At 43.5% G+C, this 21963-nt stretch carries 17 protein-coding genes; 3 read left to right on the top strand and 14 right to left on the bottom strand.

Translation table 11 applies throughout. From position 1 onward, the window contains the following. Positions 1-387: 387 nt before the first annotated feature. Entirely contained in the window at positions 388-1455 is a 1068-nt protein-coding gene (gene recA / locus AB4238_RS04195) for a recombinase RecA (RefSeq protein ID WP_020911531.1), read from the bottom strand. Positions 1456-1775: 320 nt separating this feature from the next. On the opposite strand from recA, the gene mutS reads away from it, so the two are divergent. Then, positions 1776-4358: a DNA mismatch repair protein MutS gene (mutS, locus tag AB4238_RS04190; RefSeq protein ID WP_372031595.1), complete on the top strand. Its 2583-nt coding sequence runs from the start codon at positions 1776-1778 to the stop codon at positions 4356-4358. 57 nt (positions 4359-4415) lie between these two features. Here mutS and rpoS read toward each other — a convergent pair whose 3' ends face one another. From rpoS to rlmD, 13 genes are all read right to left on the bottom strand, one after another. Further along, complete coding sequence (gene rpoS / locus AB4238_RS04185) at positions 4416-5384, bottom strand: RNA polymerase sigma factor RpoS (protein WP_372031592.1); 969 nt, start codon at positions 5382-5384, stop codon at positions 4416-4418. 76 nt (positions 5385-5460) lie between these two features. Beyond that, positions 5461-6357 (bottom strand): peptidoglycan DD-metalloendopeptidase family protein, encoded by an 897-nt coding sequence (locus AB4238_RS04180; RefSeq protein WP_372031589.1) that lies wholly within the window; start codon positions 6355-6357, stop codon positions 5461-5463. Positions 6358-6423: 66 nt separating this feature from the next. Then, positions 6424-7059 carry a protein-L-isoaspartate(D-aspartate) O-methyltransferase gene (locus AB4238_RS04175; RefSeq protein WP_372031587.1) on the bottom strand — a complete coding sequence of 212 codons (636 nt, stop codon included), beginning with the start codon at positions 7057-7059 and terminating at the stop codon, positions 6424-6426. Positions 7060-7135: 76 nt separating this feature from the next. Continuing rightward, positions 7136-7885 (bottom strand): 5'/3'-nucleotidase SurE, encoded by a 750-nt coding sequence (gene surE / locus AB4238_RS04170; protein ID WP_372031585.1) that lies wholly within the window; start codon positions 7883-7885, stop codon positions 7136-7138. After that, entirely contained in the window at positions 7885-8949 is a 1065-nt protein-coding gene (gene truD / locus AB4238_RS04165) for a tRNA pseudouridine(13) synthase TruD (protein ID WP_372031583.1), read from the bottom strand. The genes surE and truD overlap by 1 nt, the downstream gene beginning before the upstream one ends. Positions 8950-8965: 16 nt before the next feature. Beyond that, entirely contained in the window at positions 8966-9445 is a 480-nt protein-coding gene (ispF, locus tag AB4238_RS04160) for a 2-C-methyl-D-erythritol 2,4-cyclodiphosphate synthase (RefSeq protein WP_372031581.1), read from the bottom strand. 54 nt (positions 9446-9499) lie between these two features. Beyond that, positions 9500-10195, bottom strand: coding sequence for a 2-C-methyl-D-erythritol 4-phosphate cytidylyltransferase (gene ispD / locus AB4238_RS04155; protein WP_372031578.1), 696 nt, complete (start codon positions 10193-10195; stop codon positions 9500-9502). Positions 10196-10224: 29 nt separating this feature from the next. Continuing rightward, the gene (ftsB, locus tag AB4238_RS04150) at positions 10225-10521 is read right to left on the bottom strand and encodes a cell division protein FtsB (protein ID WP_372031576.1); all 297 of its coding nucleotides are present in this window, start codon (positions 10519-10521) and stop codon (positions 10225-10227) included. A gap of 89 nt (positions 10522-10610) precedes the next feature. Then, complete coding sequence (gene eno / locus AB4238_RS04145; RefSeq protein WP_372031574.1) at positions 10611-11912, bottom strand: phosphopyruvate hydratase; 1302 nt, start codon at positions 11910-11912, stop codon at positions 10611-10613. 129 nt (positions 11913-12041) lie between these two features. Further along, positions 12042-13679, bottom strand: a complete 1638-nt coding sequence (locus tag AB4238_RS04140) for a CTP synthase (protein ID WP_371989499.1) — start codon at positions 13677-13679, stop codon at positions 12042-12044. A gap of 115 nt (positions 13680-13794) precedes the next feature. Then, a complete protein-coding gene (mazG, locus tag AB4238_RS04135; RefSeq protein WP_372031571.1) occupies positions 13795-14598 on the bottom strand; it encodes a nucleoside triphosphate pyrophosphohydrolase in 804 nt (267 codons plus the stop codon). A gap of 54 nt (positions 14599-14652) precedes the next feature. After that, a complete protein-coding gene (gene relA / locus AB4238_RS04130) occupies positions 14653-16860 on the bottom strand; it encodes a GTP diphosphokinase (protein ID WP_372031569.1) in 2208 nt (735 codons plus the stop codon). A gap of 138 nt (positions 16861-16998) precedes the next feature. Further along, positions 16999-18336 (bottom strand): 23S rRNA (uracil(1939)-C(5))-methyltransferase RlmD, encoded by a 1338-nt coding sequence (gene rlmD, locus AB4238_RS04125; protein WP_372031567.1) that lies wholly within the window; start codon positions 18334-18336, stop codon positions 16999-17001. Positions 18337-18433: 97 nt separating this feature from the next. Here rlmD and barA point away from each other — a divergent pair, with 97 nt between their 5' ends. Continuing rightward, a complete protein-coding gene (barA, locus tag AB4238_RS04120) occupies positions 18434-21241 on the top strand; it encodes a two-component sensor histidine kinase BarA (RefSeq protein WP_372031565.1) in 2808 nt (935 codons plus the stop codon). Then, a complete protein-coding gene (locus tag AB4238_RS04115) occupies positions 21231-21839 on the top strand; it encodes a YjaG family protein (protein WP_220738926.1) in 609 nt (202 codons plus the stop codon). The genes barA and AB4238_RS04115 overlap by 11 nt, the downstream gene beginning before the upstream one ends. Positions 21840-21963 lie beyond the last annotated feature (124 nt).

Raw genomic sequence — 21963 nt, 5'->3', positions numbered from 1 at the left:
CCTCAGTCTTTTCAATTCAAAGCGCATTGGTAAAGAAATGGTTATTCCCTTTTAAGCCAATGCAAAGCAGAAGTGGAAAGACTGAGGGGCTCACGTAGTGCGGCTGAGGTTAAACAAATTGGCAAAACACTTTATGCTTCGCTATGAGATTTGGATATACGACTAAATGGTCTATTGTGTTCCATACAAAATGACACATTCCGGCCCTCCTTGGCGGCCAGATTTAGGAGGTACTAGACCAAGGAGGGTCGAAGGTAGAATAATGCAGCAACAATTATCGACACCTTGAAAATGCAACTAAAAAACAACTACGGCGCGCTGATAGCGCGCCGTAGTTGGCATTTTATAACCCTAAAGGTTTAGGGCTTATGGAGTGATGACTGTTGTTTAAAAAACTTCGCCAGTTTCCATATCAACATTATCACCCGCTGTATCAGTGGCTCCAGCAGCTACTTTTTCACCTTTGCTAAGCAACATAGAACGAAGTGCTGTCTCAATCTCATCAGAGATTTCTGGATTTTCGATTAGGTACTTACCGGCATTAGCACGGCCTTGACCGATCTTGCTGCCTTTGTATGCATACCATGCACCCGATTTTTCAATCAGTTTATGCACAACACCAAGGTCAACTAACTCACCAGTGCTGTTAATACCTTGACCGTAAAGGATTTGGAATTCAGCTTGCTTAAATGGCGCTGCGATCTTGTTCTTCACCACTTTTACACGTGTTTCGTTACCAATAACTTCATCACGATCTTTAATAGCACCGGTACGGCGAATATCTAGACGAACTGACGCATAAAACTTAAGTGCGTTACCACCCGTTGTCGTCTCTGGGTTACCAAACATCACGCCAATTTTCATACGAATTTGGTTAATAAAGATAAGCAGTGTATTCGATTGTTTAAGGTTACCCGCTAGTTTACGCATAGCTTGGCTCATCATACGTGCAGCAAGGCCCATATGAGAGTCACCAATTTCGCCTTCAATTTCAGCTTTTGGTGTTAGTGCTGCTACCGAGTCAACAATAATCACATCTACAGCCCCAGAGCGAGTCAATGCATCACAGATCTCTAACGCTTGCTCACCCGTATCAGGCTGTGAACAAAGTAGGTTATCAATATCAACGCCTAGCTTCTGAGCGTACACAGGATCCAAAGCGTGCTCAGCATCGATAAATGCACAGGTCTTGCCTTGCTTCTGTGCGGCTGCAATAACTTCAAGCGTTAGCGTTGTCTTACCTGATGATTCTGGACCGTAGATCTCAACGATACGACCCATTGGTAGGCCGCCAGCGCCTAATGCCACATCCAAAGATAGAGAGCCTGTCGAGATAGTTTCAACATCCATTGAGCGATCTTCACCCAACTTCATAATTGAACCTTTACCAAATTGCTTTTCAATTTGACCTAGAACGGCATTTAACGCTTTCTCTTTATTTGGATCTGTCTTCATTATTATGTCCTTTGGATCTCAGTGCTAACACAGTATCAGCACTGCATTATCATTTAGGTGACGACTCTAATGCCTTCTCTAGAGCCTCAATATGAAACTAGTATACTGTACAATCATACAGTATCAAGTACTGTACAAGATTTTTTTACATATTCAATAAAATCAAACGGATAGTAAAGCCATGTTCTACATAGCCGTGAATTAACAGTATTTCATTGCAATAATCCACACTCAAAAGAGAAAAAAATTGCTAAGATTGGCACCCATAATTGTTTCATGGCTCACTATGGCCGCAGTAAAAGTACAGGCAAAGCAAATCGATGACTGCTATTGAACCGCAAAACTTAGAAAAACATACCCCAATGATGCGTCAATATTTGACGCTAAAAGCGCAGCATCCAGACATGTTGCTATTCTATCGTATGGGGGATTTCTACGAACTTTTCTACGAAGATGCCAAGCTCGCATCGGAGCTGCTAGGAATATCTTTAACAGCGAGAGGCAAGAGTGGTGGTGACCCAATCCCTATGGCTGGCCTGCCCTACCATGCTGTAGAAGGTTATTTAGCTAAACTTGTTCAATTACGGGTCTCAGTTGCCATATGTGAACAAGTTGGTGATCCAGCAACCTCAAAAGGCCCCGTAGAGCGTAAAGTTGTTCGCATAGTGACCCCGGGGACACTAACCGATGAGGCATTGTTGCAAGAACGACAAGACAATTTGTTAGCCGCCCTCTATCAAGGTAAAAGCGGTTATGGCTACGCCACCCTAGATATCGCATCAGGTCGCTTTGTGGTTACAGAGCTTGCAAACACCGAAGCGCTAGAAGCGGAACTTCAACGAACCAATCCTGCAGAATTGCTATATAGCGAAGATTTTTCGCAGATGAGCCTCATTGCTGGTATGAATGGCACGCGGCGTCGCCCTGAATGGGAATTCGATTTTGATACTTGCCAACGTTTGCTGTTAAACCAATTTGGTACCAAGGATCTTAATGGGTTCGGTATTGAAGATGCTAGGCTTTCACTACAAGCTGCAGGATGTTTGATGCAGTATGTAAAAGATACTCAGCGCACAGCACTACCACACATTAACTCTATCGTGCGTTTTAACCAAACAGACAGCATAGTGCTTGACGCTGCGACTCGCCGCAATCTTGAACTGACCGTAAACTTACAAGGCGGCCATACCAATACATTAGCATCCGTTTTAGACAGTACCGTCACAGCTATGGGCAGTCGTATGCTACAGCGCTGGTTGCATCAACCACTTAGGGATCATCAAGTCATTGAAGCAAGGCAATCATCAATTGCCGAGCTAATTGCAACAGAGAACTACCAACTTCTGGCTGATGATTTAAAAGCCCTAGGAGATGTTGAGCGAATCACCGCACGTATCGCACTACGTAACGCCAGACCTAGAGATTTTGCTCGCTTACGTCAAGCTTTAGCATTATTGCCTCAGCTACAGCAAACATTAAAAACTTCCGCTGTGCCTCACTTGCAATATTTGTCTCAAGTTATTGGGGAATTTCCTGAAGAGTTAGCATTATTATCAAGAGCGGTTGTCGACAATCCACCGATGCTTATTCGTGATGGTGGTGTGATCCGCGACGGTTACGATAAGGAATTAGATGAATGGCGCGTGCTTAGTGCAGGAGCGACGGATTATCTAACTCAGCTTGAAGCCAGAGAAAAAGAGCAAACAGGCATCTCAACCCTTAAAGTCGGCTATAACCGTGTACACGGTTACTATATTGAAGTCAGCCGTCGCGAATCAGATTTAGTGCCTTTAAGCTACCAGCGTCGTCAAACATTAAAGAATACTGAACGCTATATCATTGCTGAACTAAAAGAGCATGAAGAAAAGGTACTGTCTAGCCAAGGCAAAGCGTTAGCACTCGAAAAACAGTTATGGGAAGAGTTGTTCGATCTGATCTTACCTAAGCTTCATGAACTACAAGAGTTTGCCAGGGCAGCAGCTGAGTTAGACGTATTATGTAATTTCGCCGAACGCGCAGAAACACTCAATTATGCCTGCCCAGAACTGTCGAATACATCAGGCATACACGTTGAAGCAGGTCGTCATCCTGTCGTCGAGCAAGTAAGCCAAAGCCCTTTTATTGCCAATCCAGTAACCCTTAACTCACAACGTAAGATGCTGATCGTGACGGGGCCAAATATGGGCGGTAAATCCACCTATATGAGACAAATAGCACTTATCACACTTATGGCGCATATAGGTTGTTATGTTCCCGCAGAACACGCCGTTATCGGCCCTGTCGATAGGATATTTACGCGTATTGGTGCATCTGATGATTTGGCATCGGGCCGCTCAACCTTTATGGTGGAAATGACCGAAACGGCAAATATTCTGCATAATGCAACGCCAAATAGCCTAGTACTTATGGACGAAATTGGTCGAGGTACATCAACCTACGATGGCCTTTCATTAGCGTGGTCGGCTGCAGAGTACTTAGCTAATAATTTAAACGCTATGACATTATTTGCTACCCATTATTTCGAACTTACTCAGCTACCAGAACTGATGGATAACGTAGAAAACGTGCATTTAGATGCCGTTGAGCACGGTGACAGTATTGTGTTTATGCATGCAGTACAAGAAGGTCCTGCAAGCCGCAGTTACGGGCTACAGGTTGCTGCACTTGCAGGGGTTCCAAACAGCGTTATCAATGCGGCAAAGCAAAAGCTGCACCACTTAGAAAGCCGCGATCACGCATTAGAGCAGTCTAAAAATGGCGAAATGGCAGTGCAGCAGTCGATTAGTTTCCCAAGCCAGCCAACATCCCCTGTGATAGAAGCGCTTGAGAAGCTAAACCCTGATGAGCTAACACCAAGGCAGGCTCTTGATTATCTATACAACTTAAAGAAAATGGCTAAGTAATTTCAATTAAGAGACACAAAAAAGGCGCCGTGGGCGCCTTTAATTTATTTATCGCAACTACACTCTGAAAATAGCTTCAACGGAGAGGCCTTGGGCTCCAAGTAGATCTTTTAAGCGCTTTAACGCTTCTACTTGGATCTGGCGTACACGCTCACGTGTTAATCCAATCTCTTTACCCACGTTTTCAAGGGTTGATGGCTCATAACCTAACAGTCCAAATCGGCGCGCTAACACTTCTCTTTGTTTGGTATTAAGTTCATCAAGCCATTTAACCACTGATTTTGACATATCTTCATCCTGAACTTTGTAATCAGGACCAACGTTGTCATCATCGGCTAATACATCGAGCAGTGCTTTATCACTTTCGCCGCCTAATGGGGTATCCACGGAAGTAATGCGTTCATTGAGCTTAAGCATACGACTGACATCACTACTTGAAAGCTCGAGTTTCTCAGCGATCTCTTCCGCTGTTGGCTCATGATCAAGCTTGTGTGCGAGCTCTCGTGCTGTACGCAAGTAAACATTGAGTTCTTTAACCACATGGATAGGTAATCTAATCGTACGAGTCTGATTCATAATTGCTCGTTCAATTGTTTGTCTAATCCACCAAGTTGCATAGGTCGAGAATCTAAAGCCACGTTCAGGATCAAATTTTTCAACTGCGCGGATTAAACCTAAATTTCCCTCTTCGATAAGATCAAGCAGCGCTAAGCCACGATTATTGTATCGACGCGCAATTTTTACCACGAGTCTGAGGTTACTTTCAATCATGCGGTTACGTGATTTTTCACAGCCTTTAAGCGACTTGCGTGAAAAAAACACCTCTTCTTCCGCACTGAGAAGGGGGGAAAATCCGATTTCACCAAGATACAGCTGGGTAGCATCAAGGTTTTTTTGTAAATCGTCTTGTACTTGTTGTTCTAGTTCTGCTTCTTTAACTTCCTTTTTATTGAGGTCTACTTTGGATTCCTTTACAGAAACATTCGTATGTTCTTCTGCCATAACAGCATTATTAGTTCTGCCCATAATATATCTCCCGAATTTACAATTTAATTACTGCACTTCACTATCCTCCGATTTGCCAAATTGGCAGCCTAATCAATTATTGCTTAGGCAAATATTTAAGTGGGTTTACTGACTTCCCGTGATAACGGATTTCAAAATGTAACATAACCCGATTCGTGCCTGTATTACCCATTTTAGCAACTGTCTGTCCAGCATTAACAACTTGCTTTTCTTTTACTAAGATCTTATCAGCATGTGCATAAGCACTGAGATAATCGTCGCTATGTTTAATAATGACTAAATTACCATATCCTCGTAGTGCACTTCCTGCATATACCACTCTACCACTAGCAGCAGCTTTAATTGCGTCACCACGATTACCCGCGATCTTTATTCCTTTATTTCCCTGCTCTTTGGCTGAGAAAGTCCCAATCATCTTACCTTTCACAGGCCAGGACCAACGACTTACCTTTTTCGGCAGTGTTAACTCTTGCTTGTGGATAACTCGGTTAACAGCTTGTTGACTGTCTGTAACAGAATACGCAGGCTTTGCCACATGATCAAGCTGTTTTTTTGACGCCGTATTAGCGGTACTTTTAGAGGGGGAGGACGCGACAACTGGTTGTTTAACAACAGATTTAGATGTAACAGCTATCGGTTTTGGAGCCGGTTTTGACGTTTTTTTGGCAGTATTGCTATTTGTAACATATTTTTTAGAGTTTAGACTCAATACCTGTCCAGGGTAGATGGTATAAGGCTTTGCAAGGTTATTGATCTTTGCTACATGGACAAAATCTTTATTTGCCCCCCAAGAGATAGAGTAAAGTGTATCGCCCTGTTTCACTTTATAGCGGCTAGCGGTAATAGAGCCTTTATCGTGTGAAGGTTTGCTAGTGTAATTGAGTGACTCTACGGGTGCAGGTCGATCAGCCTGAAAACTACATCCGGCTAACAACAGAGTCAAAATGATAGTGAAGTGTGATAAGAACTTCATATAAACAGGCCACCTCAAATCGCTAGTCTGCGACGATAACTAAAATAATCCGCAAATTAAAAATGACTAAGCAAGCTCGCCATTAATTAATGGCACAAACCGCACGACTTCTATTGCCTCTGAGACGTATTGACTGCCTTGACGTGTGACTTTAAGTAGTTGCTGCGAAGTCTCCCCGACAGGAATAACCAGTACTCCACCGTCCGATAATTGCTCTACCAATGCAGAAGGTACACTTGCCGCAGCAGCCGTTACCATAATGGCATCATAGGGTCCTTTACTCGGCCAGCCTTGCCAGCCGTCACCATATTTAAAGGCAATATTGTGCAGATCCAGTTTCTTTAAGCGCTGCCTAGCTTGAATTTGTAAACTTTTAATCCGCTCTACAGTACATAATTGAGGAACCAACTGAGCCAATATTGCCGCTTGGTAACCAGAACCGGTGCCAATCTCTAGTACTTTTTGAGGTTTACACTGCAATATTATTTCGGTCATGCGTGCAACTATGTAAGGTTGCGATATTGTCTGTCCTTGACCAATAGGTAGTGCGGTATTTTCATAAGCTTTATGGCCTAAAGCCGCATCTAAGAACTGCTCTCTTGGCGTATTAGCTACCGCCTTTAAAACCGGTTCATCGCGAATACCAGCTTCATACAAACTTCTTGCTAGGTTTAAAGCCGATGTTGACGCGAGCCGATCCATATATAACAGTTCCAATTTAAATGATTAATTAAGTTACAGCCTCCATACCTATAATTGGCGGGGCTAATTGTTGCGATTAAGTAAGCGACTCAAGCCACGTCGTCATCTCAGGTAGCTGCTCAAATGCCGTTAAGTCCACAGTTAATGGCGTAATAGAAACATAGCCATGCTCTACAGCATAAAAATCCGTGCCGTCGCTGGCATCTTGCTTGTCTCCAGGAGGGCCTAACCAGAAGATCTCTTTACCTGCAGGATCTTGTGTTCTTACCATCCCTTCAGCGCGATGTCTTGCCCCCAATCGAGTGATCTTAATGCCTTTAATATCCTCGATAGGCAGATCAGGTACATTTACATTTAAGATTTTATCTTGTGCGATTGGACTCTTTTTTAGCCCCTGAACGATCTTCAATGCAAAATGTGCAGCTGTATCGTAGTGTTTTAGCTCTGATCCCACTAACGAAATTGCAATTGCTGGAAAGCCCAAAAAACGCCCTTCCATTGCAGCGGCGACAGTACCCGAGTAGAGCGTATCATCTCCCATGTTCGCGCCAGCATTAATACCTGACACCACCATGTCGGGTTCATCTTTATACAGCTCTCTTATCGCCAAATGAACACAATCGGTCGGTGTACCACTCACTGATATATAACCATTGTCTAACTTATTCAGCCGCAATGGATTCGTCAAGGTCAAAGAGTTACTGGCACCTGAGCAGTTGCGGTCAGGGCCTACCGTTAAAGTTTCCGCAATCAGTGTTAAGGAGTTGGTCAGTGCAGCTATGCCTGCTGCATTTACCCCATCATCGTTACTAATTAAGATTTTCATTAGACTGAAACGTTATCCTGTTGTGCTGCTAGCAGTGCTTTTCTTGCGACTTGCTGGACATCTTGGTAATCAACCAGCTCGCGTAATACAGATGTAGCATAAGAGCCTGATGGTAAAGCAAATTTAAGAGTAATGGTATTATCTTCAACTTGATACTGCAAATGCTGTGGTTCCAGTAGCAAAGTACGACGCTCTTGATTAAGACCGGCTTGCTCTAACCCATCTCTATCAACTGAATATTCAGCTAATGCTGCAGCCTCTAACTCTGCTGCGTCCGTTTGGGCTAGTGGCTCTCCTCGGCCCCACAACGGCGCCGATAGTTGAATGTCTTTGTTATTTAGACGCTCTACTAATGTTTCATCCCAATGCTCAGCGGTAAAGTAACTTTTACTACCTGCAAGCATCACACAATCTCCCGCAAGTGTTGCCGCGCCATGAGCCGCCAATCTTGCTGAACTCGCTAAGTTGAACAAGTTAGAGCGCACGGCAGATAGATACATACTGCGCTTTTTTCTATCTTTTACTTTGCGGCCAGTAAACATCTGTCGACCAAAAACAATATTTTTTCCGTCATGGCCAAAACGTTGTTCACCAAAGTAATTAGGCACACCTAATAGCGCTATTTTTTCTAGGCGAGCGACCACATCTTCAACCTCTGATACATTCCTTAGCACCAAGGTGAATCGATTTCCTGCCAGCGCACCGATCCGCAACTTCTTTCCATGACGAGATGCTGATAATAGCGTCAGTTGATCGCTATTCATTTTTTGCCAATCAGGTGTTTCTTTACCTGGAATTCGCACACCAAACCACTGCTCAGTGACTGCGTTCTTGTCTTTCTGACCAGCATAAGTCACCTCTTTGGGGTGAACATGTGCAAAACTAGATAACATTTTAGCGACTTCAACGGTGTTTAAACCGTCTTTTCGAATATGTAGCAGATGGTGTTCACCTTCGCCTGTAGGCGCAAACGGCAAAATCTCCTGCACCAAAAAATCGCTGTTCTGGGTTCGCAAATCAGCTTTAGCATTAGGTTTGCCGTATAAGTAGTGAAGTTCGCTCATCTCAATCTTGCTCTCTTTAAATCTTGGTCATCAGCACTACAGCTTCAACTGCAATACCCTCTTTCCTACCGGTAAACCCGAGCTTTTCGGTGGTGGTTGCTTTAACATTGATGTCGTCAATATCTGACTGAAGATCAATGGCTAATACTGCTCTAATCGTTTCAATATGTGGCGCCATTTTCGGCGCCTGAGCAATAATGGTCACATCGAGATTAGATAAGCTAAAGCCCCTATCTAATACCAATTGATAACAGTGCTTCAATAACTCTCGGCTATCAGCCCCTTTAAACTCAGCATCGGTATCTGGAAAATGTTTGCCTATGTCGCCCAACGCCATAGCACCTAAAATGGCATCCGATATCGCATGTAGCACAACATCACCATCGGAATGGGCAATAAGACCCACCTCATAAGGTACTGTTACACCGCCTAAAATCAGTGGTGGTTCGCCGCCAAATTTATGTACATCAAAACCATGACCGATTCTAATTTTCATTTTAATTCCTTGTTACGATACGGCTTTAGCGTAAGTTAGTCGTATATTGTGAGCCTAGCGGCCTGAGTTCTTAAGAAAGAGTGCAGCTAATTGCAGATCATCGGGGTGGGTGACTTTAATATTGTCTGCTCGCCCGCTAACGATACCTGGCATTATTCCCGCCCACTCCATTGCTGAAGCTTCATCGGTTATTTTTGCCCCCGCTTTCAATGCCGACTCAAGATTATGCTTAAGCTGCTTTGCTTTAAAATACTGAGGTGTTAGCGCATGCCATAAATTATCGCGACAGACAGTCGCGCTGATCTCACCATTGTCTCCAGTACGTTTCATGGTGTCGCGTACCGGGGCACCTAGTATTGCCCCCTGAGGAAAAGTAGTTGTTGATGCTATCAATTTATCGATATCTAAGTGACTTAAACAAGGCCGCGCTGCATCATGGACTAACACCCAACTCTCCTCATCAGCCAGTTGCAAAGCAGCGAGAACAGAATCGGCGCGTTCATTGCCGCCAGTAACAGTTTGCAACTTCTTATGCTGTGCTTGTGGCAACAGTGAAAAATGTTTGTCTTCGGGGTTAAGCGCTACGATAACCTGTACAATTTGGGGGTGACTCAATAAGCAATCTAGCGTGTGACCGAGTATTGTTTGCTCATTAAGTGCTAAATATTGTTTTGGCACTTCGGCGCCCATTCTGCTGCCTATTCCAGCAGCAGGCACAACAGCAATAACTTGGTTGGTTAATTGGCTCATTCGAGGGTCTCGTTAGTAGGTAAAATGTATTAATTATTTTGTTTTGATAGCCGATCGCCACCAACGACTCGAAAGAAGGTTTCGCCCTCTTTGACCATACCTAATTCGTTACGAGCTCGCTCTTCAAGTGCTTCTGTTCCACTGCGCAGATCACTAATCTCCTCTCTTAACACCTGATTTCTTGCTACAAGTTGGGCATTACTTTCTTGCTGTAGCTTGATCTGTTCTTGCAGATGAATAGAGTCAGCAAGGCTCTTATCTCCTAACCATAGGCGATATTGAAGCATGGCAAGTAACACAATAAGGGCAAAAAGAAGGCGTTTCATTATACTAATGATAAGAATTTGAGGATAGTAAATAGATAGTACAACAAAAAAGGCCACCGAGTGGTGGCCTTTTTACACTTTATAGCAAATTATGCTTGGCCTTTAATCTCGCTTAAGCCGTTATAAGGTGCTTTTTCGCCAAGTTGCTCTTCGATACGAAGTAGCTGGTTGTACTTAGCAACACGGTCACTACGGCTTAAAGAACCCGTTTTGATTTGACCAGCAGCTGTACCCACAGCTAAATCAGCAATAGTTGAATCTTCAGTTTCACCTGAGCGGTGAGAGATAACAACAGTGAAACCTGCATCTTTAGCCATCTTGATAGCTGCTAAAGTTTCAGTCAATGAACCGATTTGGTTGAACTTGATTAAGATTGAGTTAGCAATACCGTTGTCGATACCACGCTTCAAAATCTTAGTGTTTGTTACGAATAGATCGTCACCAACTAATTGGATTTTATCACCCATTAGTTTAGTTTGATGTGCGAAACCATCCCAATCAGACTCATCAAGACCATCTTCAATAGAAACAATCGGGTATTCTTTGGTTAGATCCTGTAGGAAGAAGTTGAACTCTTCTGAAGTGAACTTCTTGCCTTCACCTTTAAGGTCATAGATGTTGGCTTCTTTGTCATAAAACTCAGAAGCTGCACAATCCATCGCTAATGTGATGTCTTTACCTAGCTCGTAACCTGCGTTTGCTACGGCAACTTTAATTGCTGCCAAAGCAGATGCGTTTGATGGTAGGTTTGGCGCGAAGCCACCTTCATCACCAACAGCTGTAGAGTGACCATCAGCCTTAAGTACTTTAGCTAAGCTGTGGAATACTTCTGCGCCCATACGTAGGCCTTCGCGGAAGTTAGCAGCACCAACAGGTTGAATCATAAATTCTTGGATATCAACAGAGTTATCTGCATGTTCGCCACCATTAATGATGTTCATCATCGGTAACGGCATAGAGTAAACACCTGAAGTACCGTTTAGATCAGCAATATGAGCGTATAAAGGGACACCTTTAAACGCTGCTGCCGCTTTAGCTGCCGCAAGAGAAACTGCTAGGATAGCGTTTGCGCCAAACTTAGCTTTGTTTTCTGTGCCGTCTAAATCAATCATGATTTGATCAAGTTCTGCTTGTGCAGTTGCATCTTTGCCATTCAGCGCGTCTGCAATAGGACCATTGACAGCTTCAACAGCTTTCAATACGCCTTTGCCTAAATAACGTGCTTTGTCACCATCACGCAGTTCTAGTGCTTCACGGCTACCTGTAGATGCACCAGATGGTGCTGCAGCCATACCCATGAATCCGCCTTCTAAATGAACTTCAGCTTCAACAGTTGGGTTACCGCGAGAATCCATGATTTCGCGACCGATAATGTTAATAATCTTAGCCATAATGCCCTCGATTTAAGTTTGAAAGATAAATTTAAAGTTAAAAGTAAAACGAATTTCTTTATGTCTAAACTCACATCACCAAAAACAAAAAAACCGCTCCCATCAAATGGAAGCGGCTAGTATTTTGGTTTAGCCTAAATCGCGTTTTTGATACGCGGCGGCTGCTGCAATAAACCCTTCGAATAATGGTTGACCATCACGAGGTGTCGATGTGAATTCAGGGTGGAATTGACCTGCTACAAACCATGGGTGATTTGGTAGCTCAATCATTTCAACTAACTGGCGGTCTGAAGATAGACCACTAAAAATTAAGCCTGCTTTTTCAAGACGATCTTTATAGTTGTTGTTGACTTCATAACGATGGCGATGGCGCTCAACACAACTAATACCTTTGTAGGCTTCAGCAGCTTTAGTGCCCTCTTCAAGATGACAAAGCTGAGCACCTAGGCGCATTGTACCACCTAAGTCAGACTCTTCATGACGCTCTTCAACTTGACCTTCTTCGTTGATCCATTCAGTGATCAAACCAACAACTGGGTGCGGTGACTCTTTATTAAACTCAGTTGAATGTGCGCCTTCTAGACCAGCAACATTACGTGCGAACTCAATAAGTGCAACTTGCATCCCTAAACAGATACCAAAGTATGGAAGGTTGTTCTCACGGGCATATTTAGCCGCCATGATCTTACCTTCAACACCACGCTCACCAAATCCACCAGGAACCAAGATACCGTCTAGTCCGGCAAGAACTTCTTCACCTTTGGCTTCAACGTTTTGTGAGTCAATATACTTAATATTTACTGAAACGCGGTTAAACAAACCTGCATGTTTTAATGCTTCATTAACTGACTTATATGCATCTGGCAGTTCAATGTACTTACCAACCATACCAATGGTAATCTCGCCCGTTGGGTTTGCTTCTTGGTAGATAACATTTTCCCACTCGTGCAGATCAGCTTCTTGGCAATCAATACCAAAACGCTTAGTGACTAGTTGATCAAGACCTTGAGCTTTAAGTAAAGCTGGGATCTTATAGATGCTATCAACATCCTTAAGTGAGATAACCGCACGCTCTTCTACGTTACAAAATAGCGAGATTTTCGCTTTTTCATTAGCAGGAATCGCTCGGTCACCACGGCAAACCAATACATCAGGTGCAATACCGATTGAACGGAGCTCTTTAACTGAATGCTGAGTTGGCTTAGTTTTGACTTCACCCGCTGCGCCTAAGAACGGCACTAACGTTAGGTGCATAAATAGTGTTCTTTCGCGACCAAGTTCAACGCCAAGCTGACGAATAGACTCAAGGAAAGGTAGTGATTCAATATCACCAACTGTGCCGCCAATCTCAACGATAGCAACATCATGGCCTTCGCCACCAGCGAGTACCTTTTCTTTAATCGCGTTAGTAATATGTGGGATAACCTGAATGGTTGCGCCCAAATAGTCGCCACGGCGCTCTTTACGCAATACTTCTTCGTAAATACGGCCAGTGGTAAAGTTATTACGGCGATTCATCTTGGTACGAATGAAACGCTCATAGTGACCTAAATCTAGATCAGTTTCAGCGCCGTCTTCTGTCACAAACACTTCACCGTGCTGTGTTGGACTCATGGTACCTGGATCGACGTTAATATATGGATCCAGCTTCATAATGGTTACGTTGAGGCCGCGAGCCTCTAATATTGCAGCCAAAGATGCTGCTGCAATGCCTTTACCTAGTGATGAAACCACGCCACCAGTAACGAAGATATACCTTGTAGTCATGCTGAACCTGAGAAAATGAGTTGGAAATATGTGCTTGTAAGAAAGCACTAGGACGGGGCAATATTATACCAAAGCATCACCGATTCGACAAACTAGAATTAACCTAAAATTCAGTTTATTTACTCTTCTCGCTCTGTTTAACCCTATCCCAGTAGTTATCAAGCTCAGCCAAAGTATGTTTATCAAACGCTCTACCATCTTGCTCGACATACTCCTCTACCCCGCGAAAGCGTCTTTCAAACTTTTGATTTGCTTGCCTTAAGGCTTTTTCTGGCTCGACACCTAAGTGCCTTGCAAGGTTGGCGACTGCAAATAATAAATCACCCATTTCATCTTCAACTTTGCTTTGGACAACTTTTTCTTGCTCTACCTCAAATAGCACTTCATCTATCTCTTCGTGGATTTTTGCAACCACTGGAGGTAAATCAGGCCAATCAAATCCGACTCGAGCCACTCTTTTTTGGATCTTTATCGAACGAGAAAGCGACGGTAAACTCAAAGGGATGTCATCTAATACTGAGTGCTGTTCTCGCTCAGCGCGCTCAGATTCCTTAATTTTTTCCCAGTTGTGTTTAATCTGCTCACTGCTGGTATTTTGCAAGCCAGCAAATACATGAGGATGTCGGCGGGTCAATTTATCGCAAATACGGCTAACGACAGTATCAAAATCAAACATGCCCTGCTCTTTGCCAAGCTGGCAATAAAACACCACTTGAAACAGCAGATCGCCTAACTCATCAGGCAGCTCATCAAGCGCTAAACGCTCAATCGTATCCGCCACCTCATAAGCTTCTTCTAAAGTAAACGGCACGATTGTTTGGAAAGTCTGCGCTTTATCCCAGGTGCAGCCTGATTCTGGGTCACGCAGCTTTTGCATAATAGTGAGTAAAGGCTGCATGTTTCCTATTTGCTGTGTCATTCGTTTTCTACTCTCTTAAAGCTATACCGTTCTATCTCAAGTTAGATTGGTATATTAAACTCTTCGCGCTTCACTGACGCCATCAACCTGAGACAGCTTGGCAATTACTCGAGATAAACCATCAAGATTATAGAGTTCAAGTTCTAATTCGATAGTCGCCGTCTGCGTTTTCACATCGGAGCTTGAGCTCATCGACAAAACGTTAGACTTTTCCGCTGCCAGCACAGAGGTAAGATCTCGAAGCAGACCAGAGCGGTCGCTAGCAAAGACTCGAATACGGATCTTGTATCCACCAGAGTAATTCTCTCCCCAAACCACTTCAACAGAGCGTTCAGGATGAGCACGAATAAGCTCTTTTACTTGATCACAATCGGCACGATGCACTGAAATACCACGGCCTTTGGTGATGAAGCCAAAAATCTCATCACCTGGTACTGGTTGACAGCATTTCGCAATGTGGCTCATAAGATTACCCACACCGTTAACCTCTACCTGACCTTTACCTTTTCGGGCGGGCTTGCTTTGGCTCTTTTTAACCAAGTCTTCAAGCACTTCTTCATCAGACAGCTCGTTGGTGCGCAGCTTGCTTTGTACGTGGTTAACCACTTGATTAAGACGAACATCACCACCGCCAATACCGGCAAGCAGATCATCCATGCTTACCATATTGAAGCGCTCTACTGCTGATTGAGCATCTTTAATTTTTAAATTAGTCCGCGCAAGTTCGGTTTCTAACATCTCACGTCCAGCGACAATGTTTTTATCTCTATCTTGCTGTTTGAACCAGTGCTGGATCTTAGAGCGCGCCCGAGATGTTTTGATGTAACCCAAATTAGGGTTTAACCAGTCTCTTTTCGGGTTAGGATGCTTAGAGGTAATAATCTCAATACGCTGGCCGGTTTCAACTTGATAAGTAAACTGCACGATGCGGCCGTCAACTTTAGCGCCTATACACTTATGCCCGACATGAGAATGGATATAGTAGGCAAAATCGAGCACGGTAGAGCCGAGTGGTAAGTCGACGACTTCGCCGCTTGGGGTAAACACATAGACGCGATCTTCAAACACTTGACTGCGCACTTCATCAACTAAATTACCGCTTTCGGCAACGTCTTCTTGCCACTGAAGAATCTTACGTAGCCAATTAATTTTCTCTTCGTAGCCGCTTTGCTTACCGCTCGCACTGCCCTCTTTATACTTCCAGTGCGCAGCGACACCTAGCTCAGCATCTTCATGCATCTGCTCGGTACGGATTTGAATCTCGACAGTTTTCCCTTCAGGCCCGACTACAATAGTATGGATAGACTGATAGCCATTAGGTTTCGGATTCGCCACGTAGTCGTCAAACTCGGGTGGAATGTGATGCCAAAGCGTATGTACAACGCCTAAAGCACCATAGCAATCTTGCAGTCTGTCGGTAACTATTCTCACCGCTCTCACATCAAACAGCTCATCAAACTTAAGCTGCTTACCGTTCATCTTTTTCCAGATACTGTAGATATGTTTTGGTCGGCCATAAACTTTGGCGCGAATTTGGTCTTTATCTAACCGTGCTTGTAGTTGGCTGACAAAGTCATCGATAAAGGTTTCTCTATCAATTCGCTTTCCATCAAGCTGCTTGGCAATATCTTTATAGGTTTGTGGATGCAGGTAGCGAAAGGAGATATCTTCCAGCTCCCACTTTAACTGTCCAATACCTAAGCGGTTTGCCAACGGCGCATAAACATCAGCAATCTCTCTGGCGATGAGTACTTTAACCTCTTCATCGGCATTCTTTATCTCACGCAGTAAACAGATACGCTCGGCGAGCTTAATGACCACGGCTCGAACGTCTTCAACCATCGCCAATAACATTTTACGGATATTGTCGATTTGCGGTTCGCCATTTCGAGTTTGGTTATCCACCTTCAATGCGCCGATGGCATTCATGGTTTGGACACTAGAAACTAAAACCTCTAATTTGGGGCCAAAGCGCTCTTGGATCTCCTCTTGCGAGATCAAGTCGGCATCAAAAACAACAAACAAAATGGCCGCTTGTAGGGTTTCAATGTCCATATTAAGCGGAGCTAGGATCTCTATCATCTCTCGGGCACGTTCGAGCACTGGCGCTTTGATCTCTTTATCTTGACCAACTAACAGCTCCACCTGCTCTATCAACGCCAAAAGAGTGTTGGCTTCGTTGGAATCACTTATATAACGTTTCACCCACTCTTCAAGTTGAAAGTCAGGGTCGCTAAAATGTGCTTCACGAACTGATACCATTATCTGTTATTCCTTTAAAATCCTAAGGCTGATTAACTTAAAACGGTTAATCTTATCCTTTTAAAATTAAGACTCTCTATCTTCAGCATTCAGCGTTTTTTGTCAATGAACAAAGGCTGACTATCGTAACTAAAAGTGTCATTTGCCAAGTTCAAATAGTGCCATCGACTCCAAATGGTGTGTTTGCGGAAACATATCCACCATTGCAATCTTTTTCAGTGTGTAACCTTGTTTTAAAATCACTTCGCTATCACGCGCTAAACTTGCAGGATTACACGATACATAAACCAATGCTTGCGGCTTTAATTTTTTAAGTGACAACATACTCTCATAGGCACCAGCTCTTGCTGGATCGATCAGCATCTTGTCGACTTTTCCCAACCATGGCTGTTGTGACAAATCAGCACTTAAGTCTGCATGATAAAAGGACACTTTATCTAGCGCGGCCTCTTTGGCATTTATCGTAGCCTGCTCAACCATTGCTGGTACACCTTCAACGCCTACAACTTCAGCGCCATTTTTCGCTAATGGCAAACTGAAATTACCGATACCACAGAACAGGTCTAGCACTCGTTCATTTGCTTGTGGTGCTAACCATTCCACGGCCTGTTTAACCATTGCTTGATTAACTGAGGCATTGACCTGAATAAAGTTACCCGCTGAAAATTTAAGCTCAGCATCGCTATCATTAAAACCATAAAAAGGCTGCTGACCATGACCACTTAAATGCTCGGTGTTGGCATCGTCATCTTGTAGCAGCATATTAAGCGAGTGCTGTGCACCAAACTCGGCTAAACGCTGACGATCTTTATCCGATAACGCTTTAGTGACTCGCAGCACCACAAAAATACCATTATCTGCCAGTGTGAGTTCAACATGCCCAAGCGTCTTTTTGCCACTTAATTGATTGAGTAAAAAAGCCAGTTCAGGGATCAAAGCAGACAGTGACTTAGCCAACACCGCACAAGATTGGATCTCAACCACATCACTACTACTGGCCGCGCGGAAACCTAAACTAATATGCTTGGTTTTTTTATCAAACCAGGTCGCTAAACGAGCGCGCCTGCGATAGTGCCACGGCGAATCACTTAAGGTTTCACAGACTTGGCTTGCCGTTGTTTGGGCAAACTTAGCCACTAACTCTTGTAGTGCTTTCGCTTTATGTGCGCGCTGTGACTCGACATTAAGGTGCTGGAGATCACAGCCACCACACTTTTCATAATGAGCACATAATGGTTGAACACGTTCACTTGAAGCAGTTTCCACTTTGAGTAATTTCGCTCTAGAAAACTTCTTCTTCTGCTCAGTCAGTTGTACCTGCACGGTTTCGCCTGGCAATGCACCATTGATAAACACAATCTTGCCTTGATGGTGAGCGATACCTGCGCCAAGGTGATCTAACTGGGTAACATTCAAAGATAACTTTGACGATAATTGTTTAGATCTATTTGGTTTTGCTTTAAAAAATTGTGCCATTTTACTCTCTAAATAGATAAAAAAACTGGCCAACACAGGCTGTTACTGGCAGTCTATCGAATACTCACACTATATTTATCGGTAACGCAATCATCTCATGAATGAAGCCAACAATATGACCAAATACAGCCTACGTTCATGGGTTCTGGTATTGGCGTTAGCTCCAACTATTTTAGTGGGTATTTTATTGGGCAGCTATTTTACCATAAATAGATTCTATGAACTTGAAGAAACGCTCATCGATCAGGCGAGTAATATTATTGAACCGCTGGCGATTGCTGCTGAGGTTGGTTTAGACAGTAAAGATTTTGAAACCACCAAGCGATTAATTACCGCCGCTCAGCTCAATAAAGCCTCTTTAGTGCAATTCATTGCCATTTTTGACGTCAATAACCGCGTTGTGGTCACCTCGCATCATTATAAAAATCATGAAGTCATGCGCTATGACAAGCCATTAAGCTCGATGCTAAGAACCGAACTTGAGCAAGTTGGCGATAGCATGATTTTGCGCAGCCCTATTTTTAATAATAGTGCCATCAAGCCTATCGATACCTTTGATGAGAACAACCAACGCATTGAGCCTGAAGTCATAAAATTAGGCTACATATCTATATTGATCAACAAAGAGAATGCCCTGCTTGAGCAACATCGAGCTGCGGTTGCGGCTTTTATTATTGTGTTAATTGGCGTTCAACTAAACCTCTTCTTTACTTTTCGATTGGTTAAAAACGTTACTCAACCCATTACTGAAATGGTACGAGTTGTCGCCAAAATTCGAGAAGGAAAACTTGATACTCGCCTAACAGGTAATTTGATTGGTGAACTCGATCTCCTCAAACGCGGTATTAATGCCATGGCTGGCTCTTTGTCAGAATATCATGACGAGATGCAGCAGAATATTGACCAAGCCACATCGGATCTACGCGAAACCTTAGAGCAGATTGAGATCCAAAACGTCGAGCTTGATATGGCAAAGAAACGAGCGCTAGAAGCCAGCCGGATAAAATCTGAATTCCTTGCCAACATGTCTCATGAATTACGTACCCCACTTAATGGTGTGATTGGTTTTGCTAAACAGCTACTAAAAACACCATTGCATTCAAGCCAGCAAGACTACATTCGCACAATTGAGCGCAGTGCAACAAATCTATTGAGTATTATTAACGACATCTTAGACTTCTCTAAACTCGAAGCTGGTAAAATGGTGTTAGAAAATATGCCATTCTCGTTGCGGGAGATCATCGAAGAGACAGTGACTATGCTCTCTAGTGGTGCCAGAGAAAAAGAGATCGATCTGGTGATAGATGTCGATCCACGGATCCCAGAGGATGTCACTGGCGATGCAATGCGTTTTAGCCAAATTATTACTAACTTAGTGGGTAATGCCGTTAAGTTTACTGACAGTGGTAGCGTACAGTTAAAAATGCAACTCGAGGAGATAGCTAACGGTAAAGTGCATGTCCGCACAGAAGTCATCGATACTGGTATCGGTATCGACTCCGAAAAGTTAGCCTCTCTATTCCAGGCTTTCGGTCAAGCCGACTCTTCCATCTCACGGCGCTTTGGTGGAACGGGTTTAGGGCTTGTAATCACCAAGCGTTTGGTTAATCGAATGGGCGGCCAAATTGGCTGCAACTCAGAACCTAAGCAGGGCTCGACCTTCTGGTTTTCTTTACCGTTAAATTTAAGCCAATACCCTATCAGTGATACCTTGCCTATCGGCACATTAAAAAATAAGAGCATTCTGTTATTCGAACCAAACCCGTTATCACATCACGCCATTGAGCGCATGCTCATACGCTGGGGTTTAAAGGTCACCAATGCAACGACTAGCAAGCAATTAGAATTTATTGTCACACAGTCAAGTCATCTGTTCGACTATGGCCTGTTTAGCTGTAAAGGCTTGGCAGCTTCAGGCAGTGCAGCTGAATTGTTAAAGGTGACGAAACCTAAGGTCAACTACCTAATGTTGATAACCAATTGTGTTGAAAGCGAAGAGGCTTTCTCACAATTTCGTCCCTACATCGATAAGCAACTCACTATGCCTATCGGTGAGAAAAGGCTGTCTAGCAGCTTAATTGATCCACAATCAAGCTTAGAAGCTGAAGCTTTGCCACTGCCGATGCCATTTGCAACTCCCGAGGCAAAGGAAAACTTAACGGTACTCGCTGTTGACGACAACCCAGCCAATTTGAAGTTGATTGACACCCTACTTAAGGAGTTAGTAACTCAAGTTCACATAGCCGACAATGGCGATACAGCCGTGCAACTGGCAAAACAGCGCAGCTTCGATCTTATCTTTATGGATATACAGATGCCTGGTACCGACGGTATTAGTGCCACTAAACAGATAAGACAAAACTCAGCCAACCGTAACACCCCAATCATTGCGGTTACCGCACATGCTATTGCCGAAGAGCGCGAACGCATATCTTCAAGCGGGATGGACGGTTATCTGCCTAAACCTATTGATGAAACAGCGCTTAAAGATGTTATTCACAAATGGAAGAACAAACCTAAGTTTACTCACTTTGACCAACGCACCCTAAACTGGGAGCTATGTTTGACGCAGGCGAATAATAAGCCAGACTTAGCACTCGATATGCTTAAGATGTTATTAAAATCGTTACCTGAGTCTGTTGAGCATATAAACAGTGCGCTGGCGAGCTTCGATCAACAAGGCATGTTGACCTGTATACACAAGCTACACGGAGCCAGTTGTTATTGTGGCGTGCCGACGACACAACAACTTTGCCAAGAGATTGAATCAGGATTAAAGAAAGGCGTTGCTGTTGAAGATGTAGAACCTGAAATCCTTGAGTTACTTGATGAGTTAACTAAGGTAGAATCAGCGGCTAATCAAGTGATCACCCAGCTATCAGTGGATGTAAAAGATGACAAATAAGACGGGCTTTTTTCAACGCCTTAAAGGGCTAACGCTAGCGCAAAAGAAACTTTTTGCTATTGCACTCTGTCAACGTATGCTGCCCAATTATCAGCTTTTTTCTGAAGTGTGTGAATTTGGCAACCCCAAAGTACTCGATACGCTACTTAACTTACTTTGGCAGTCTATGTATGACAATAAGCTTAAGCTAAATATTGAGCTACAAATGGAACGTATTGAAGAGAATACACCAGAGCCAGCTGATTTTGACGTATATGGCGTCTACCCAGCAATGGATGCTGCTGTCGCGTTGACCTCTTTGCTCAGTGCATTAGAAAGCAAGGTAGAGGAAGATATTACAAATATCAGTAAGCTTTCATCAGCCACTGTCGCCAACTATATCGAAGCGACCTGCGAGCAAGAGTTTGATAAAGAATCGGAATTAGATGACTATATTTTCAACCATGAAGTGATGGTTGAAGAAAAAGAGATGCAAGCTATTCTTCTACAAGCAATTGAAGAAAACCCTCATCTTAAAGCTGATTTTGTCAAAGAGTTACGCCGCGAAATTGTCGCCGTCGGCATTTCAAATATCGGCATTAGCCACACAGAAGCTTAAACGAAAGACAATACTAAAAAGCCGTTCACTGAACGGCTTTTTTATTGCTCGTAGTTATTGTTATACCAATTGCATTAAAAGTTTGACCATTCAGCGGGAATTCAAAGCGCTGTAGGCAAGTAGT

Source organism: Shewanella sp. 10N.286.45.A1 (assembly GCF_041470405.1).
Taxonomy (GTDB): domain Bacteria; phylum Pseudomonadota; class Gammaproteobacteria; order Enterobacterales; family Shewanellaceae; genus Shewanella.
Note: the sequence above shows the minus strand (reverse complement) of the source record. Positions and strands in the feature narration are given on the sequence as shown.

What these genes read in the sequence shown, in the direction of transcription:
- recA (WP_020911531.1), bottom strand. Translation starts at nt 1,455, where the DNA reads ATGAAGACAGATCCAAATAAAGAGAAAGCGTTAAATGCCGTTCTAGGT.
- mutS (WP_372031595.1), top strand. Translation starts at nt 1,776, where the DNA reads ATGACTGCTATTGAACCGCAAAACTTAGAAAAACATACCCCAATGATG.
- rpoS (WP_372031592.1), bottom strand. Translation starts at nt 5,384, where the DNA reads ATGGGCAGAACTAATAATGCTGTTATGGCAGAAGAACATACGAATGTT.
- AB4238_RS04180 (WP_372031589.1), bottom strand. Translation starts at nt 6,357, where the DNA reads ATGAAGTTCTTATCACACTTCACTATCATTTTGACTCTGTTGTTAGCC.
- AB4238_RS04175 (WP_372031587.1), bottom strand. Translation starts at nt 7,059, where the DNA reads ATGGATCGGCTCGCGTCAACATCGGCTTTAAACCTAGCAAGAAGTTTG.
- surE (WP_372031585.1), bottom strand. Translation starts at nt 7,885, where the DNA reads ATGAAAATCTTAATTAGTAACGATGATGGGGTAAATGCAGCAGGCATA.
- truD (WP_372031583.1), bottom strand. Translation starts at nt 8,949, where the DNA reads ATGAGCGAACTTCACTACTTATACGGCAAACCTAATGCTAAAGCTGAT.
- ispF (WP_372031581.1), bottom strand. Translation starts at nt 9,445, where the DNA reads ATGAAAATTAGAATCGGTCATGGTTTTGATGTACATAAATTTGGCGGC.
- ispD (WP_372031578.1), bottom strand. Translation starts at nt 10,195, where the DNA reads ATGAGCCAATTAACCAACCAAGTTATTGCTGTTGTGCCTGCTGCTGGA.
- ftsB (WP_372031576.1), bottom strand. Translation starts at nt 10,521, where the DNA reads ATGAAACGCCTTCTTTTTGCCCTTATTGTGTTACTTGCCATGCTTCAA.
- eno (WP_372031574.1), bottom strand. Translation starts at nt 11,912, where the DNA reads ATGGCTAAGATTATTAACATTATCGGTCGCGAAATCATGGATTCTCGC.
- AB4238_RS04140 (WP_371989499.1), bottom strand. Translation starts at nt 13,679, where the DNA reads ATGACTACAAGGTATATCTTCGTTACTGGTGGCGTGGTTTCATCACTA.
- mazG (WP_372031571.1), bottom strand. Translation starts at nt 14,598, where the DNA reads ATGACACAGCAAATAGGAAACATGCAGCCTTTACTCACTATTATGCAA.
- relA (WP_372031569.1), bottom strand. Translation starts at nt 16,860, where the DNA reads ATGGTATCAGTTCGTGAAGCACATTTTAGCGACCCTGACTTTCAACTT.
- rlmD (WP_372031567.1), bottom strand. Translation starts at nt 18,336, where the DNA reads ATGGCACAATTTTTTAAAGCAAAACCAAATAGATCTAAACAATTATCG.
- barA (WP_372031565.1), top strand. Translation starts at nt 18,434, where the DNA reads ATGAATGAAGCCAACAATATGACCAAATACAGCCTACGTTCATGGGTT.
- AB4238_RS04115 (WP_220738926.1), top strand. Translation starts at nt 21,231, where the DNA reads ATGACAAATAAGACGGGCTTTTTTCAACGCCTTAAAGGGCTAACGCTA.